Genomic DNA, 15,745 nt, shown 5'->3' with positions numbered 1-15,745 from the left:
TGTTAGGGATGGTTTCCCAGGATGATGGTATTGGATTAATGAGCGTTACTGAAACACTAGACAGCAAAATTAAAGCCCAGGAAGAAAAGCTAAAACAGCTCAAAGCTCAAAGGCAGGCAGCATTAGCTAGAGCACGAGCTAAAGAGAAAGAACAGGCAAGAAAGGATGATACCAGACGTAAGATTTTAATCGGATCCTGTATGCTGAAAATCACTGAAGATGATGAACAGGCTAGAGCTAAATTAATTGCTCAGATGGACAAGTATTTAACGGATGAAAGAGATCGTAAATTATTTAATTTAAATTGAAATCGGTATTAGAGAAGACCTTATGCCCTTACATGAAAGTGTTTGTTATCAGCAAGAAGATGGAAGCTGGAAAAATGTTTTATATCATGAATTATTCAGTCCAGAATTAAGAAGCTTTCTTCGAACTCAGTATTTATATGATTCTCCAGAAAAAGCCATAGAATTAGGGGTTAGAAATCGTGAAGATTCTCCCCATTTTTATCAAAAAAGAGGAATAAGAAGAAGCCTAAATGGTAGAAGAGATAACTCGACTTATCATGATCAACAAAGAGATATATTACTAGAAGAATTACAAAGTTATTCCAAAGTGCTTACTGGTTTTTATGAGTTTTCAAAGAGTCAGGAGAAAAGCTTTGAAAGAATTTCTTTATTGAAAGAGTATAACTGGGCGAAAGAAGTAACCTTTGCAGTAACAGAAAAGGGGTATTTACGGTTTGATTTATTTGGGCAATCAAAAGCCCTATCCCTAACAGATAAGCAACCTTATTTCGCTTTGGAAGTAGTTGAAACTCATTTTAGTTCATTGGAGGCTTTTTCAGCTTTATTAGAACTATCAAAAAAATTGCCTATTGTTATTGGTTATTTTTTTATAAAGAAAAAGAACTATTTTAATAAGTTAGATGTAAATACTAGACGTAAATCCACCGCTAATTTAAGGCTGACTTGTTATATTTCTGATGGGGATTTCTGGATTCGGGATGAAAGATTTTATGAAGGTAGAGAACGACCTGAAGATTTAGAAGTTTACTATAATGAAATACGAGAGCAAGTAACTGCTAAGTATATGTAAGATCTTGAGGAAAAGTACGAATTTGGTATTTAGATGGGTTTCTATAGGCTATAGACCAGTTTAAAAGGAGTATGGGCCTTCAGCATAAAAGATAAAAGTTATATAAATCAACAAGATATAATGACAGAAACTAGGTATGATTCTCCATACCCCTTAAAATTTAGCGGAATAAGTTTACTTATTCCGCTAAATTTTAAGGGGTATGGACGGTAAAACACAACAAATTTTTGTATTAATTTTGTAATTTTTTACGCTTTTTCAAAACTGCTGAAGGCCCATACGGAAAGTACTGCAAACTATTTTTGGGTGGTTGGTTGTAAGGGGAGCTTATTATGTTTTTGGTAAATTTATAGTATTGATTCACATGTGAAATTAATAAAATAATCGGATTAGAAAATAAAAAACCCCGGCATCCTGCCGGGGTTTCTCATATTGGGTTGCTAGGTATGACTCCTGTCTTACCTCACGCTCCTGGTGCGATCTTTCTTATTCTTGTTGTTTGGAACATCCTGTTCTCTATGGCTTCATCATAGGAAAATTCACCTATCCTGGACAGCCGCAAAGGGCCGAGTTTCATGTGAGCCAAAGCGTACAAAATAGCCTAAATTTTATCCCCAGCAATTGGGGATAGTTTTGGAACCTGGATCCGTATGAAATGGGCACTGTTCGCCAAATTGATCATTTATTAATCGATTTTCTTGGCAAAATGTTACAGATTTGCTTAAAAACTCACCAACTTATTACAAAAGCCAATTTCTGGTGGTTTCTTAGTCATGACTAAAATTTTAAGTTGTTGATATTTAAATTAATATACAAGTGTACTTCGTATAATCACCATTATGTTAAATGCTTTATTTTTCCTTAATTTTTTACTTCTAAATTATGTCCTTTCTTAAGCTATTGATTGTATTTAAATTAAACAAAAATAAGAAACGTTGTTTTAAAATATAGTTCTACAATCACTTTATAATGTGTCCTAAGGACACATTATAAAGTGATTAAGTAAATAATTCAAATTATTTTTTTTAAAATCATATTTATCAGTAACTTATATTTTTATTAAAAAAAAATTACTTGACATTATTAACTCTAAAAGTATATAAGTCCTTAGGACTTATATACTTTTAGAGAACATTACTTATGAAAAAAGCCCCTAAATTGTCTTTGAATAACGCAATGATAATTTGGTTTTTGGATGAGTATAAATACGGCTCAATAAATAGATTTGATTTATTTCTCAAATTTAGAGAACTTTTCCTTTCTAAAAAAATTGGTAATCAGCAAATATCAATACATGGTAATACTGATTTGGAACTGGCTTTTAAAAGATTTACATATGAGTATCTTGCTGAAGAACCATTTATGAATGCGTATGCCCCTCATGCAACTGGGTATGGATATTTCGTTAAAAATAAGAATAAATTGACACCTGTAGAGTTAATATTTCCGCTATTTCCACATGCTTATTTGACTTATTTATCTGCAATGAGACATTACTCAATTACAGACAGAATCCCAAAACAAATACAAATAGAGCTTCCCTCTAGAACTCAATGGAAAGCCAAAATTATTGAAGTTGTAAATCAAATTGATGCTTCAATCGACGATAAAGAAATAATCCTTAAATATTTGCCTAGATATCCTAAAAATAATGATGTGTATTTCAAAAAAAGGCTTTTAGTATCCTCAACAAACTCACCAAAACCTTATATTCAGTTAGATAATGGGGTAAGAGTAATAGAAATAGGAAATCTATTTGTTGAAATGATCAATAATCCCAAAGAGTGTGGTGGGATCGAGCATGTCATGGATATATTTAGAGAATATGGAGTAGCATTTAAAAAGAAAATTTATAAGGCCGCTTTAGAATCAAGTTTAATCTCTCAAGCTAGAATTGGCTTAATATTTGAACAAATTTTAGAGCAAAATGATCCTGAAATTATTAAAATGAAAAATAGAAACAAAGACTTAAGAGGGAGTAGTAGAGTTTTTTTAGCTGGAAAAGATTTCTCTAATATCGTTAATGTAGAATGGTGTCTTTCTTTAAATCACTCGTGTGTAGAGCCATATGGAATTGAATTTAACTCAATGGGTTAGTGAAACGGAAGACTATGTCGATATTAGAAGAGCAATGCATATAGTACTTACAGCTGTAAGTTCTAGTAGTAGGCTTTCTTCTATTATGGCTCTAAAAGGTGGTGTATTGATGGCAATTCAATACGCTAATACACGATTTACAACAGACTTAGATTTCTCTGCATTAAGTAATCCACAAGAAGTAGATATAGAAGCTCTTCGTTCCGAATTAAATAACTCATTATTAGCTGCTGAAGTAGAACTCAATACTTATAACCTTGCTTGTCGAGTACAGAAAATTAAAAAACAACCGAAGGATTTCGAGACAGTAGATTTTCCTTCGTTACTTATCACTATTGGCTACGCAAAAAAAGATAATGTTGGTGCAATGAAACGCCTGGAGAAAGGCGAATCCCCTCATACAATATCTATTGATTATAGTTTTAATGAAGTTACTGGCGAACTTGATGAAGTTCATCTTGAAAATGAAGAAGTTGTAAAAGTCTATAGTTTCACGGCTTTAATGGCTGAAAAATTTAGATCTATTCTTCAACAAGTTGTAAGAAATAGAAGTCGAAGACAGGATGTTTATGATCTTCATCATTTAATTACAAACTTTGCTAAGAATACTGAAGGTGAGAAAGTTCAGATATATAATTCATTAATTGAGAAATCAGCTAATAAAAAAATTGATGAATATCTACGACAATCAGCTTTACAGGATCCAGAGATACGTACTCGATCTGAAGAAGGTTTTGAAGATCTAGAACATGAGGACGTGACAGAAGTTAGTTTCGAAGAAGCCTATTCACTTGTTCAAGAATATTTTGAATCATTACCTTGGGAGAATTCTTGATTGCAAGTAGAAGAATTTAATTTCCAAGGACAAAGACTTACCAATCTAGATGTAATTAAACAAGTACATTATGAAAGCGTTTCTATTTTTTTAGTGGTAGATGGTTTCAAAGAAGATAAAACCATTTTAACTAGGCAACATATTGAACAATTTGTTGATGAGTTATTTTGTATAGTTACGCCTTTTACAGACTATTCTCAGTTTATAAGTAGATTAAAACAACTAGAAAAAAGTTTTAATGCTTCTGTAAGTTTTTTATGGATAGAAAAAGATAAATGTTCTGTTGGTTTCTGCGGAGACTGTCGTGTTTACTTAAATGGCAGTTTAAAAACAGTAGATCATACTCAGGCTTGGAAAATGTGTTCAAGAAAGATTATGAATCCTAATGTAATTGGAGAATTATGTATTACTCATCCATATCAAAATGTCCTTAATAAGACTATAAAAGATGATGAATGTGAAATAATTCATTTTGATTTACAGGCAGGAGATGAAATTTTTATTATTACTGATGGTGGATGGCAGCAACTACATCACAAAATAATAAAAAGAGAATGTAATCCAAATGAACTATGTAATGAAAATTTTAATGACAATGCTAGTGGATATTACATCAAAAGATAGTTTTAGAGTTTTGTAGGTTTCCAACCTTTATTTCACAATTTTATTCAATTTAAAAAATATTATCCGGTTTTTTGATGAGTCATTATTTCATGTGCTTGTACTGAAATTGGCTCATCAAAAAATTGGATGCCTGGTTACCCAGAAGGAAGGAAAAAACGGCTCAGAAAACCCCTTTTTTTAGGTTCAGGTTCAGTGGTTTCTGGAACAGGAATACGTTTATTTTCTGAAGTAGTCAATCCGTCCTCTTTAAGCTGTTTCGAGGGAATATTTGTTGTTATATCAGTTGGATTAGATGGAATCCTACTTTCAATATTCTCTTTATTAGAATCAATATTAGCTTTTAGTGGCTTCATTTCAATTAGTGTAAGAAGCGTATCAATACGAGCATTAGCTTTAGTCTCTCTATCTTCTGCTTTTTCTAATTGTTTCTTCAAAAAATCGATCTGATTTTTTAATTCTATAACTGTTTTATCAGTGTATTCAGGTGTATCCAGGTTTTGTATTTGAGGAGTATCAATACGTTTTGACTGTTTTCCACTAAACGGTTCACCATATACTCTTAATAACTCTGAAAAGTCTATAAAGCCATCATGATCACGGCTTAATACCCCATTTTTTATATCTTTATAAAGTGTCGCTCTGGATTTTTTATACAGTGTGGCAGCATCACTAACACTGTATTTTGTACTTGTTTTCATAGTGTATTACTGTGTATTTAAGATACGTATTGGAGAATACAATAAGTGTATTCTTCAATACACTCAAGGTTTGAAGCCCAAGTTCTGTAAGTAAGGTAAAAACTGCTTCTGTTGTTTTGGATCTCTAAGTTTTTCTTTGATTTTTGAAGCTAATATTTCATAGCTCTCACCCTCACGTGCTAGATGAGAAAGTTCATGTAGACGCGATAGTTGATTACCAAACATATTTATCTGAGCATCTGTTAACTTATAGAACTCTTTCGGTATGTCTGTACTTTCCTGACCAATACTTTTTGTTTTTTCTTTAAAAGAAAAAGTAATATGAGTAACTTTACGACCTGTTTTTTTCTGCTCATACGTTACACGTAAAGGGCTGTATTCATTTATTTGATCTACAGCAGTATCAATTACCCTTTTTTTAAAATCAGCAAATAACGGATACTTTTTACCGAGTTCCAACATGGTTCGTAGATTATCAACAGAGATTTCACGCTTACCTATTTGTCTGTATTGCACCAGTAACTCATAAATACGGATACCGTACCCACTGTTGATACCTGCGATATCAGATAGAGCATATTTCGTAAATTCTCTACTTAGGTTAGATATAAAAGGCAAAATTGGTTTTGAAAAGCGAATACCAATAACACTTTGACTATCTAGAAACTGAACCTCTTGTACCCATCTCATTTTGATAGATTTATCGTCCACAGAAAGGTTGATAGACCTTTCATAAAGTCTATTAATCCCTTCTTTTAAATCTCTATAGGCTGTTTTCTCGTGTACTCCTAGGAGCTGTAATTCATTAACACTCACTGGGTATAACTCATCATCTGTGATGGGTTGATTCTTTGGAATACGTGAAATGGCTGCTAAGACAATACGTTGCTCTACGGCACTTAATTGATATGAAGCTTCTATAACTTGATTTGATTTTACAACTTGATTCTTATCCAAAATAAAACCATTTAATTTTTAATATATGACAAATATATACTTGTCATAGTTAGTAGTCAATCCGTCATAGTTAAGTAGTCAATCCGTCATAGTTAGTAGTCAATCCGTCATAGTTAGTAGTCAATCCGTCATATTTAAATGCTGAAACCATTGCTACTAAAGGCATACAGAGGGCTGAAAAGATTTAAAATATTTAAAAATAATTAAAAAAGGGAATTTGAAAAATTGCCCTTGGTTTTCGCTTCGCTCAAACTCTATTGAATCTCGCTTTCGCTCGATTCGTCGGGGCAATTTTTGGTTCATATTTTCGTGACTTTTAGAAAAAGCAAAAGCAACTCGGAATTCGCTTCGCTCATGAGCTTTTTTTCTCGCTACGCTCGATTTAAGAATCAAATTTGGAAAGTTCGCACCCATTCGGGATGCTCTATAAAGCAAGTGATTGATTGATAGGGAGCTTGTAATCAGGGAAAGGGATGGGCAATTTTTTTCAGTTCGCTCGTAGACACTCGCTCTGTTTATCGACTCATGCCACGAGATTTCATTTTAGGAGCTTGTTGCTTTGCTTTGAGCTGTTGTTCTTGTCTAAGTTTGATTTGTTGTTCTGCTTTGATCTCATCCACACAGGTTTTGATGGTCTGATAGTTTTTATATAAGTTTTTGTATTGCTCGGCTTTGGCCGGATGCTGCTTTTGGTACTGTTTCCAGGCATGTTCTTTGAATTTTTCGTTTTCCAATAAATCCTTCACACCATTTTTTTTCTGGTATTCATGTCTGCCTTTCAGTTGTTTGTGTTCCTGGTAAATCGCATCACGTTGTGCTTCCCAAGCTTTTTTTCCAAACAGCAAGGGCTTGTTCTGACCTAACTCGTTGTGTTGATCCACCAGGCTTTGCAATTTGTCATGACTTTGTTTGAGTCCGCTTTTCACGATGTCTTGGGCGAGCTGCTGACTAAACTCGTTTTTATGCTTTTGCATCTTGCCCAGGGTGTTTTCTGCCTTTTTGAAAACATCCTGCATAAAATCCAGGTCTAGATTCGTCTCTTTTGCGTTTATTTCGCCTTGTAGCAGTTTGACTAGGGTTTCCCTCTGTTTTTGCTCAAACAGGGATTTTTCGTCAATTGGTGGCGTTTTGGCGCTATTTTCGATCTGAGTCTGTTGTTCTGTTTTCAATGTGCTGAGTTTTATTTCATTTTCAGCAATCAGCATGTCCATATTTTTGCCATATTGCAGCTGAGCCTGATTTCTTTCTTTGATTTCATCATTGGTTCGGCTGATTTCGGTTTCGATGCCTCTTCTACGTAGTTCGGTGACTTTCGGTCCTTCGTGCAGGGTAGCTTCCAGGCCATTCTCTTGGTCTTTGTAGCTGCGATGGTCGACCCGGGCGGTGGACCCGGCCAGATCCAGGTGCATATTGCAGATATCGGCAAAGTGTTCACGCCAGTGCTCGATTTCTCCACTGTGTTTCTGGTCCAGTTCCCGGGTTTTATCGGTAAAGCCTTCCGGAGTGAGTTTGCGTGTGCTCATCAGGATATGCGCGTGATAATTGCGTTCATCGCTGCCGGATCCAGTATGCGGTGCATGGATACAGGCATCGACGGCCACCTGATGTCTGTCCACGATACTGCCGCATAGTTCTTCGAGCATGGCCAGGCGTTGTTCCTGATTTAATTCACTTGGAAAAGCGATTTCAAATTCCCGGGCAACTGTCGAGTTTTTTCTGGTTTCCCGTTGTTCAACTTCGTTCCAGAGTTTTTCCCGGTTTTTTAAATGCTTTGGTGCGCCTTCCGGTAAATAAATTTCTTTATATTCCACACCAGTTTTTCGGCTGTAGTCATGTTCTCGGCCTTCACGTTCACAATAGATCTTTTCACCGGCCCGATAGGCGATTGCAGCAGTGGCGGAACGCCCTGCTGATCGTGCTACGGTTTTGACTGAAAAGTGGTAAATCGCCATGCCTGTTTTTCGCTTTTAAATTTTCACGTAGTGAAATACAACCGTGGATACGGTTGTCGGGGTATTGGGGAGACCCCAATCGGACTTGCAAACGAAGTTTGCATAAGTGCGCTCTTCGAGGAAAACATTACTATACATATAGCACCTTGAATGCATATTCAAGTGCGCTTATGTTAGGGATGGTTTCCCAGGATGATGGTATTGGATTAATGAGCGTTACTGAAACACTAGACAGCAAAATTAAAGCCCAGGAAGAAAAGCTGAAACAGCTTAAAGCTCAAAGACAAGCAGCACTTGCAAGAGAACGTGCTAAAGAGAAAGAACAGGCACGAAAGGATGATACCAGACGCAAGATTTTGATTGGGTCATGCATGCTGAAAATCACTGAAGAAGATGAACAGGCTCGGGCAAAACTGATTGCTCAAATGGATAAGTATTTAACGGATGAAAGAGATCGTAAGCTTTTTAATTTATAAATTTTGAGAGATGAGTTGTGGAAGATCCAACACTTGATGAGTTAATACAGAAGACAAAACTATTCTTTGAACATCACTGGAACGTAGATCTATTAGGAAAGCCCCCTGAATGGTCACCAGTACATTTTAATTTTGGGAAAATTCCTAATTACGATAAACAAGGTGTATATGCGTTTATTAAAGGGGATCTAGTGACTTATATTGGTGTTGGGACTTCTAGAGGTGCTGGCCGTTATCGTGGTAATGGCTTAAGCGCCAGGGTAATGAAATATTGCCGATGGAATGAAGATAAAACTGAATATATTGCGATAGATCCAAGACTGAAAGATGCAGGATCCATCATTACGATAGGCTTTGAACGTGATAGGGCTTATTTAGCAAATGCTCTAGAGGTTTTTCTTATCTCTAAACTTCAACCTGTCCACAATATGGTTAAAGTTGGTATGTAATTTCGCATAAGAGATTTTATGTTAAATCTAGCCTGTTTGCCCTTTTATTTTTGAATTGTTTACTAGATGGCAGCATAGTTGAGTAAAATCGAATAATATGATTAGAATCATGAAATTTAGTGCGTAATCCAGACTATTACTTTAAATAGTTAGCTTTTTACTCTCTACAATTCAGATTAATATAATTATCTATATTGGATATAGGCACATTCAATGAAAATTTTTAAATATTCATTTGTAATTCTAGCTGTAGTTTCAGTCTCTGCTTATACCATGAGTGACCGGCAGTCCACACAGTTTCAGGTCAAAATAAAAGTCAATGAAATTTGTGATATCGGCACAGGTTCTACTTCTAATATAGATTTTGGTACGATTTCTCGTAATACCCAAAATATCCAGGCAACGGGTAGTCTAAATGTCTCATGTACTAATGGTACGCCTTACAATATTTCACTAAATAGTGATGGTACACTAAAGAATACTCAGGATGCTTCCTTGAAGCTTTCATATCGACTTTATCAAGATGCATCTATGAGCAAAGAATGGGGAAACAGCTCTGAAAATCTTTTTTCACAACACGGTACAGGACAAACTCAAAATATTACCATTTGGGGGAAAGTGCCTGATACTAACGTTCCTGCCGGTCAATATATAGATACAGTTACTGCTACGATTACCTATTAAATATAGGGTTTTCTAATAAGTTAAAGTCACAGTAATGGTATCGGAATATTTCCCTATACTGCTAATGCTTTGCGATGGGACCATCGCATAAACAGGGATAGTCTGGTGGGTTATAGAATATGAAGTATCCGCCTGCCAAATGTTCGAGTGACTTGGATCCTGATATAAACCGTATTGAATATAACTTCCTAAAGAATTTTTCATACGTCTTTGTGAGCCCAATGGATTTAGACCATTATTTAAACTTACCTTCATATTGGTACCCATTGGACATGCTAATTGAATAGTCCCTGAACGATATAAAGTATTATTCAATAGCTCCACTGAACCAAAATCTATATCTGATGCAGATAAAATCAAACAGCTATTTTCATAGTTAGAATTGATGACTATATTGTTAGTTGAGCTATTTTGACTAGTTAGAGCTTCTAAATCTGAAGGTACTTCTAAGCCATAGCGATAAGCATAGTATAGCTTTATGGAAGTACTATTGGTTTTATAGGAGCCAGCAGGTACATTTTGTCCTGCAAGAACTTGACCATACATTTTGACTAATGTACTCGGACTTCCTGTATTAGCACCTACTTGAACAGACTGGCACTGAGCTGTATTTTTAGCGTCTGAGTTTGGTATCTTGCGTGTTCGTGCGACATCATAATATAAGTTATAATTTAATAAGGAAGCAGGATAGTTATCATAGTTAATCATTGTGCGAGGATCTTTAGCCGCTGGATCTATACTATCAACTACCATACATATCTTATATGTCACAGGCTGACTCCAGTTTGAGTTACATGTTACGGTAATATCCGTAGAAGCTGTCATCGAGCCTTGTATGTTCGCTGTGCCTAGGCTTAAATTACCTCCACTTACCCAGCAACTCTCTGCATAAGCAGATGAAGAGCATATGCTATAAGCTAAAAACAATAAGCTCATACAAGCTAAACGCTTGATGAGGCCATAAGCTTTGATTCGGTTAAATTGATGAGTTATTGACATACCACCCTTCCTAAATCGCTAAAACCTTCAAGAGTGGAAACTTCAGGAAGATTCACTTGGCATTGCTTAAGCTCATCGCCAATATATAATTTATTATTTTTCACATCATCTAAATATACAATACCATCATGAGCTACAATGGTTTTAGGAGACTGCTGTATTGATGGTTGAATATCCCAAACAGATTTACCCACTGCTAGATTCTCTCCCTGATCATCGACTGCCTGTAATTGAACGGATTTCACTTGATACATTGGAAAACGAACGAATACACCACTTGCCTGACGAGGTACAACATCTTGCTGTGTTGTTTCTATTTTTAAATTTATGGGTAGGTTCAGGGTATCAACTGCTACACTATTATGCTGATATGGATTTAGACGATCCAATAGCAAATATCCTTTCTGATTAGTTTTACCAATCAAACGATTCTCCATACGCACCGGTACGCTAGCAATATCATCTGTTGAGACAATAGCAAATGAACCGTTACTCAAACGCGTGGGTAGTATCACGTCTTTTAGAATAACTAACCCTCCGTTGACTGAGGCAAATGCACTGGTATTATTTTGTTGGTCTGATGCTGTATGTTGCACATTTAATTGTGCTAACCCATAGCGACCGAGATAGTCGATCTGCCCCTGAAACTGTGAGTATTGATCTGTACGATTGGCCATGGCTTGCCATCCCATCCCTCCCTGATCTTGATTTAGCGTATGCATTATATTCACACCAAACTGTTTGTTATCATGACTATGCTGTATTGATGCTGTGGCTGAGTTACGTTGCGCCCAAGGGATATTAAGTGATAGATAATAACTATCTTTCTTATTAATTAAATCATGCGTATAACCTAAATTTAGGTTCATACGTTGCGGCAAGATATAAGACCAGTTTAGCAATACAAACTTACTCTCTTGCTCCGTATATTTTTGCTGGATATAGCTACTTCCCAACTGACCAATTTTAGTATTAAAACCTATATAAAATTGGTCTGACCTACTGGCAAATGCCGCATCATTCAAGCTAGCAATATCATTAAACTCACCAAACTGTCGTAGCCCATTATAATTTAAACTTATTAATTTAGAGTTCCAACTATAACCTAGGCCTAATAATTGTCCATGTTGCTCAGGTGTACGACTATAAGCATAAGAGAGATTAAGCTGTCCTGCACGTTTGCCTAATTGATAAAGTGTGCCTAGTCCTGCCTGTTGCAATTGATCGGTCAATTCAGTATGTGTTTCCAGAGTAAGTTTATTTGATATTCCATAACGATAGCTTCCACTAAATGCAGGATCTTGTGCATAATCAAATGAAGATAAGCCATAATTTAACTTTGGATAACCTACATTAAAAGACCAGTCATTTAAGCTTTTTGCGAGTAGATTATTCGTACCATATAAGGGAATATTCAGTACTTGCTGTTGACCATTAATATCTGTAATGACCATTTGTGCATTGCCTGCACCTGTAATACTGGGGACTGATTGAATATCAAATTGTCCTGGTACGACATCTTGAGAAGCCTGCTTAATACCATTAATTATTAAATCTACTTGTGAAGGCAATGCTACCTGACCTTTAAAACTCATTAAGGGGGTCGTCACGGTATAGGGTTGTAAAGCAAAATTTTTCGATAAACTAAGACCACTCAAGCGAGTAGAGCGTGTCCATGACAGTGCATTACTTTGTGCATCACCTAAACGTAGTCTAAGCAATTGTTCTGGGATATCTTTTTCCCAATATGTATCCAGTATATGATGATTTATAAAGGCATTATCTTGATATTGGTAGCTACTAGAAAGGCTGAATACCCCACCAAATAGCCCAAAAACACGAAATTCATTCCAACCATTTAAAGAAAATATATTCTCATGCTGCTGAGCAAAGGCAGTGTAATTGAGCAAGACACCTGTTTTTTCATGCAATGGATTAACTTTTGCAGCAGGCAGATGCTGATAGCCATATTGATGTTGACTGCTTAACAGTGTAATAGGTACTTGGATTGAAATTTTTTGATTGAGGTCGTCATATTTATAGCTTAGCCCTACAATCTGATCAAGTGCAATATAGGGTACCTGATCAATTATGATTGGTGTTATCTCGGCAGTAATGGCGAAATTTTTTAAGGAAGCTACATCAATATAGAGTTGCTGATCTTGTTGTAAAAAATGACCAATTTGAATTTGTGCAGACTGATTTACTTCTACATCCAAATACAATTCCTGTTGAATCGCACTGTCTATATTATTGGATAAGTATTGTTCTGCAAATGTTGTCGGTGCTGTGATCAGCATCATTCCTGCAAGTATAAAATTGCTTGCTCGAACCTTCAATAATCAGAAACTCCCTATACCTAAAGCTTATTCTGTATCAGGGAGATAATGGTAGAGTTTGTTCACGAAGATCCATATTAACTACAGCTATAAACTTTCCACCACGCGTAACATTTATATTATTTGGAATTTTCCATTGCATGCTTTTCCCACTAAGTACATAACCCATCAATCCCATTTGAATTGGTATTTTTTTGCCTTGCGCATCCATGTAGGAAAACTGACTAAAGCGCTTATAATGACTAGACTGATTGTTGATTGTTAGTGTTTGCGTATTATATTTAAAGCTCATACCTTGCAGGGATGTTATGCCTTGATCTGTATCATTACTGTCCGATACTTTTAAAAAAACAGGAATGGAATATTTGAGTAACAATTGTAGACCACTTTGTACATCAGTCTGGGAGTTAGGTAATTCATCCACGATGAGACGATAAGCTTGTTCAGTCGTATTTGCTATTTGAGTATTGCGGATCAATCGAACCAATTGCCGTTGTCCGGCAGGAATGCTAATGACCATAGGACTAGCAATTAAATCTTTGGAGTTTGTTAAAATATCTTGTTGATTGCTTTGTGTCCAAGCGTTCACCCGTACTTGTGCACGAATACTCTCATTACCTGTATTAGTCAACCAAAGTTCTTTGACTTTTTCTTGTGGTGAAAATTCTAATAAAATAGGCGCAACTTGCAAACTGGCAGCATGCGCCTGTGTTATAAAAATACTAGCTGCCAAGATTCCTGCACCACAAATGTGAAATACATGAGAGAATTTGGCTGGCTTTTTCATGTGGACTCTTTACGATAATAAAAATTAATAAGTTACTGTAGCTGTGACGGTATCTGCATAGTTACCAGCGCGTACATTTGTAGAGCCAGATAATTTAGCAACTACAGGGATAGTCTGTACAGTACCTGAACCAGTTGCAGAATATTGATTATTGTCGTTGTCCCACTCTGCTGTATCACTGGATGCTTTAAATAATTTATAAGCAATGCTAGACGTAGAGTCAGTCGTATGAGTCATTTTCCCACTACTAGATAAACCAACGCTGTAGGGTGTTTGACTGGTACAAGTTACATTTAGATTACCCGTTTTATCTGTTGCTGTAATACCACTATCTACTTTGTCGAAATCGATATCTGTAGCACTGATCGCACATGTTGATACAACTTCAATTTTAACTTGGAAGGTTGTATCCGCAATTTTAGTAGAAGCAGTAGAAGCATTTGTTTGTCCTGCTATAAATACGCCAGAAGAAAGCAATAATGCTGTAGTGATAAAGTTTTTCATATAAGGGCCTATTAATAATGAAACAGATGGTTTTTTTTTAAAACTTGCTGTTATTTTTTAATAGTTTCATAAAAAAAATTTACTACTAAAAAATAGAGTGTGAAACATATCACATTTTATGACTTTTTCAATATTTATTGACGTTATTTTAAGCGACTTTAATTCGTATCCTGGACGGCACACCCGACGCTTATTTAAGAAATCTAAATAATAAAAAAGCCCAACATCCTGTTGGGCTTTTTTACATATTTGATGCTTTGGTTTGACTCCTGTCGCACCTGCATGTCCGTTGCTGTCTTTTCTTATTGTTGTCTGGAGCATCCTGCTCTCTATGTGTCCATGATATGAAATTAGTGCAGATCTGACTATTCGTTAAATCCCTAAATCCATGTACGTTTTGGCGTACAAAACAGCTTGAATTTTATCCTTAGATTTATCCGCAGAAAATGCGGATATTTTCAGAAATGAGAGCATTGAGAAATCAGGAAAAAACGCCAAAATGAATGTTTTTTGATCGATTTTATTGGCTAAAAGTTACAGCTTTGCTTAATAAAAAGCCGACTTGTTTCCAAGCCGGCTTTTCGACATCGTCGAGCACATTCTTTATATCATAAGTTTTTGATTTTTATATATTTAAAATATGCATTTCGTATAACCGCCATTATGTTAAGTGGAGGCTTTCACAGTTGAAATTTAGTATTTAAGTATTCGATAAAGCCCTCAATTTTCTTAATCACGTATAAGCAGATATACAAAGGACTCAGATTATCTTGCTGAGCTTTCTGTACTCTATACTTCGCCCTTTCTAAGACAGCAATTACATAGGGTATAGAGCTTTTTAGAATTTTTTTAGAATCTTTTTTTGAATACAGATAACAATCAATTTTTTCAAAAGGCCCATCATTGACCAATATTTCCAATATAGTGTCGCTAATGGATTTACTTATTGATTGCTCCATATGTTCAAATTCATATGAATGTAGAGCTTGTGCTATAACTATTTGAAGATTCTTCATTATGATTATTTAATGTTAGCCAATTTTGATCCTAGCATTATCTCCTGAAAAGAAAAAGCGTATAAAACCTAAAGTAAACATTGAGTTATTTTTATTCTTCATTATGAAAAGTTAAAAAAATGATTCTAGGGCCAGAGCTGACTTGGAATTTAATGGCGTTAAAGTACCTGCTGGTCATGTCCATGCAACATTAATGGCCGCTTTTGAATTTGCATATGCTCAAGTAATAT

Annotated in this window: 17 protein-coding genes; 8 read left to right on the top strand and 9 right to left on the bottom strand. The window is 35.5% G+C overall.

The genetic code is table 11. The features are described from left to right. The first annotated feature begins 38 nt into the window (after positions 1 to 38). The 5 genes from NI462_RS14150 to NI462_RS14130 all read left to right on the top strand — a co-directional run bounded on the left by NI462_RS14150 (position 39) and on the right by NI462_RS14130 (position 4,654). Positions 39 to 308, top strand: coding sequence for a DUF8583 domain-containing protein (locus tag NI462_RS14150; RefSeq protein WP_163169823.1), 270 nt, complete (start codon positions 39 to 41; stop codon positions 306 to 308). A 22-nt stretch (positions 309 to 330) separates the two neighbouring features. Beyond that, positions 331 to 1,098, top strand: a complete 768-nt coding sequence (locus NI462_RS14145) for a hypothetical protein (protein WP_253161140.1) — start codon at positions 331 to 333, stop codon at positions 1,096 to 1,098. A gap of 1,140 nt (positions 1,099 to 2,238) precedes the next feature. Further along, positions 2,239 to 3,195, top strand: a complete 957-nt coding sequence (locus tag NI462_RS14140) for a hypothetical protein (RefSeq protein WP_253161138.1) — start codon at positions 2,239 to 2,241, stop codon at positions 3,193 to 3,195. Next, positions 3,167 to 4,030: a nucleotidyl transferase AbiEii/AbiGii toxin family protein gene (locus tag NI462_RS14135; protein ID WP_253161136.1), complete on the top strand. Its 864-nt coding sequence runs from the start codon at positions 3,167 to 3,169 to the stop codon at positions 4,028 to 4,030. Before NI462_RS14140 ends, NI462_RS14135 begins: the two co-directional genes overlap by 29 nt. Then, positions 4,031 to 4,654, top strand: coding sequence for a hypothetical protein (locus tag NI462_RS14130; RefSeq protein WP_253161134.1), 624 nt, complete (start codon positions 4,031 to 4,033; stop codon positions 4,652 to 4,654). A 134-nt stretch (positions 4,655 to 4,788) separates the two neighbouring features. On the opposite strand, the gene NI462_RS14125 is transcribed toward NI462_RS14130, so the two are convergent. From NI462_RS14125 to mobQ, 3 genes are all read right to left on the bottom strand, one after another. After that, positions 4,789 to 5,352, bottom strand: a complete 564-nt coding sequence (locus tag NI462_RS14125; protein WP_253161132.1) for a plasmid replication DNA-binding protein — start codon at positions 5,350 to 5,352, stop codon at positions 4,789 to 4,791. 63 nt (positions 5,353 to 5,415) lie between these two features. After that, positions 5,416 to 6,309: a replication initiation protein RepM gene (gene repM, locus NI462_RS14120; protein WP_253161130.1), complete on the bottom strand. Its 894-nt coding sequence runs from the start codon at positions 6,307 to 6,309 to the stop codon at positions 5,416 to 5,418. Between the two features lie 515 nt (positions 6,310 to 6,824). Continuing rightward, positions 6,825 to 8,261 carry a MobQ family relaxase gene (gene mobQ, locus NI462_RS14115; RefSeq protein ID WP_253161128.1) on the bottom strand — a complete coding sequence of 479 codons (1,437 nt, stop codon included), beginning with the start codon at positions 8,259 to 8,261 and terminating at the stop codon, positions 6,825 to 6,827. Positions 8,262 to 8,470: 209 nt separating this feature from the next. On the opposite strand from mobQ, the gene NI462_RS14110 reads away from it, so the two are divergent. The 3 genes from NI462_RS14110 (at position 8,471) to NI462_RS14100 (ending at position 9,870) form a co-directional block, all read left to right on the top strand. Beyond that, a complete protein-coding gene (locus tag NI462_RS14110) occupies positions 8,471 to 8,737 on the top strand; it encodes a DUF8583 domain-containing protein (protein WP_006581723.1) in 267 nt (88 codons plus the stop codon). Positions 8,738 to 8,754: 17 nt separating this feature from the next. Beyond that, positions 8,755 to 9,186 (top strand): hypothetical protein, encoded by a 432-nt coding sequence (locus tag NI462_RS14105; protein WP_253161126.1) that lies wholly within the window; start codon positions 8,755 to 8,757, stop codon positions 9,184 to 9,186. Positions 9,187 to 9,399: 213 nt separating this feature from the next. Continuing rightward, positions 9,400 to 9,870: a Csu type fimbrial protein gene (locus NI462_RS14100; protein ID WP_159138977.1), complete on the top strand. Its 471-nt coding sequence runs from the start codon at positions 9,400 to 9,402 to the stop codon at positions 9,868 to 9,870. Between the two features lie 12 nt (positions 9,871 to 9,882). Here NI462_RS14100 and NI462_RS14095 read toward each other — a convergent pair whose 3' ends face one another. The 6 genes from NI462_RS14095 to NI462_RS14070 form a co-directional block, all read right to left on the bottom strand. Beyond that, entirely contained in the window at positions 9,883 to 10,869 is a 987-nt protein-coding gene (locus tag NI462_RS14095) for a Csu type fimbrial protein (protein WP_253161124.1), read from the bottom strand. Continuing rightward, complete coding sequence (locus NI462_RS14090) at positions 10,860 to 13,208, bottom strand: fimbria/pilus outer membrane usher protein (RefSeq protein ID WP_253161122.1); 2,349 nt, start codon at positions 13,206 to 13,208, stop codon at positions 10,860 to 10,862. The genes NI462_RS14095 and NI462_RS14090 overlap by 10 nt, the downstream gene beginning before the upstream one ends. Before the next feature lie 37 nt (positions 13,209 to 13,245). Continuing rightward, positions 13,246 to 13,995 (bottom strand): fimbrial biogenesis chaperone, encoded by a 750-nt coding sequence (locus tag NI462_RS14085; RefSeq protein ID WP_253161120.1) that lies wholly within the window; start codon positions 13,993 to 13,995, stop codon positions 13,246 to 13,248. 24 nt (positions 13,996 to 14,019) lie between these two features. Next, on the bottom strand, positions 14,020 to 14,499 hold the full coding sequence (locus tag NI462_RS14080; RefSeq protein ID WP_253161118.1) for a Csu type fimbrial protein: 480 nt from the start codon (positions 14,497 to 14,499) through the stop codon (positions 14,020 to 14,022). Between the two features lie 66 nt (positions 14,500 to 14,565). After that, positions 14,566 to 14,820, bottom strand: coding sequence for a hypothetical protein (locus NI462_RS14075; protein ID WP_253161116.1), 255 nt, complete (start codon positions 14,818 to 14,820; stop codon positions 14,566 to 14,568). Between the two features lie 359 nt (positions 14,821 to 15,179). After that, on the bottom strand, positions 15,180 to 15,515 hold the full coding sequence (locus NI462_RS14070) for a hypothetical protein (protein WP_253161114.1): 336 nt from the start codon (positions 15,513 to 15,515) through the stop codon (positions 15,180 to 15,182). Between the last annotated feature and the right edge of the window lie 230 nt (positions 15,516 to 15,745).

This window comes from Acinetobacter lwoffii (assembly GCF_024129715.1).
Lineage (GTDB): Bacteria > Pseudomonadota > Gammaproteobacteria > Pseudomonadales > Moraxellaceae > Acinetobacter > Acinetobacter lwoffii_U.
Note: the sequence above shows the minus strand (reverse complement) of the source record. Positions and strands in the feature narration are given on the sequence as shown.

Bases quoted from the DNA above. Each gene is read 5' to 3' on its own strand.
- NI462_RS14100 (WP_159138977.1), top strand. From the start codon at position 9,400: ATGAAAATTTTTAAATATTCATTTGTAATTCTAGCTGTAGTTTCAGTC.
- NI462_RS14110 (WP_006581723.1), top strand. From the start codon at position 8,471: ATGAGCGTTACTGAAACACTAGACAGCAAAATTAAAGCCCAGGAAGAA.
- NI462_RS14125 (WP_253161132.1), bottom strand. From the start codon at position 5,352: ATGAAAACAAGTACAAAATACAGTGTTAGTGATGCTGCCACACTGTAT.
- NI462_RS14085 (WP_253161120.1), bottom strand. From the start codon at position 13,995: ATGAAAAAGCCAGCCAAATTCTCTCATGTATTTCACATTTGTGGTGCA.
- NI462_RS14080 (WP_253161118.1), bottom strand. From the start codon at position 14,499: ATGAAAAACTTTATCACTACAGCATTATTGCTTTCTTCTGGCGTATTT.
- NI462_RS14150 (WP_163169823.1), top strand. From the start codon at position 39: ATGAGCGTTACTGAAACACTAGACAGCAAAATTAAAGCCCAGGAAGAA.
- NI462_RS14095 (WP_253161124.1), bottom strand. From the start codon at position 10,869: ATGTCAATAACTCATCAATTTAACCGAATCAAAGCTTATGGCCTCATC.
- NI462_RS14145 (WP_253161140.1), top strand. From the start codon at position 331: ATGCCCTTACATGAAAGTGTTTGTTATCAGCAAGAAGATGGAAGCTGG.
- NI462_RS14140 (WP_253161138.1), top strand. From the start codon at position 2,239: ATGAAAAAAGCCCCTAAATTGTCTTTGAATAACGCAATGATAATTTGG.
- NI462_RS14135 (WP_253161136.1), top strand. From the start codon at position 3,167: ATGGAATTGAATTTAACTCAATGGGTTAGTGAAACGGAAGACTATGTC.
- NI462_RS14075 (WP_253161116.1), bottom strand. From the start codon at position 14,820: ATGCTCCAGACAACAATAAGAAAAGACAGCAACGGACATGCAGGTGCG.
- mobQ (WP_253161128.1), bottom strand. From the start codon at position 8,261: ATGGCGATTTACCACTTTTCAGTCAAAACCGTAGCACGATCAGCAGGG.
- NI462_RS14070 (WP_253161114.1), bottom strand. From the start codon at position 15,515: ATGAAGAATCTTCAAATAGTTATAGCACAAGCTCTACATTCATATGAA.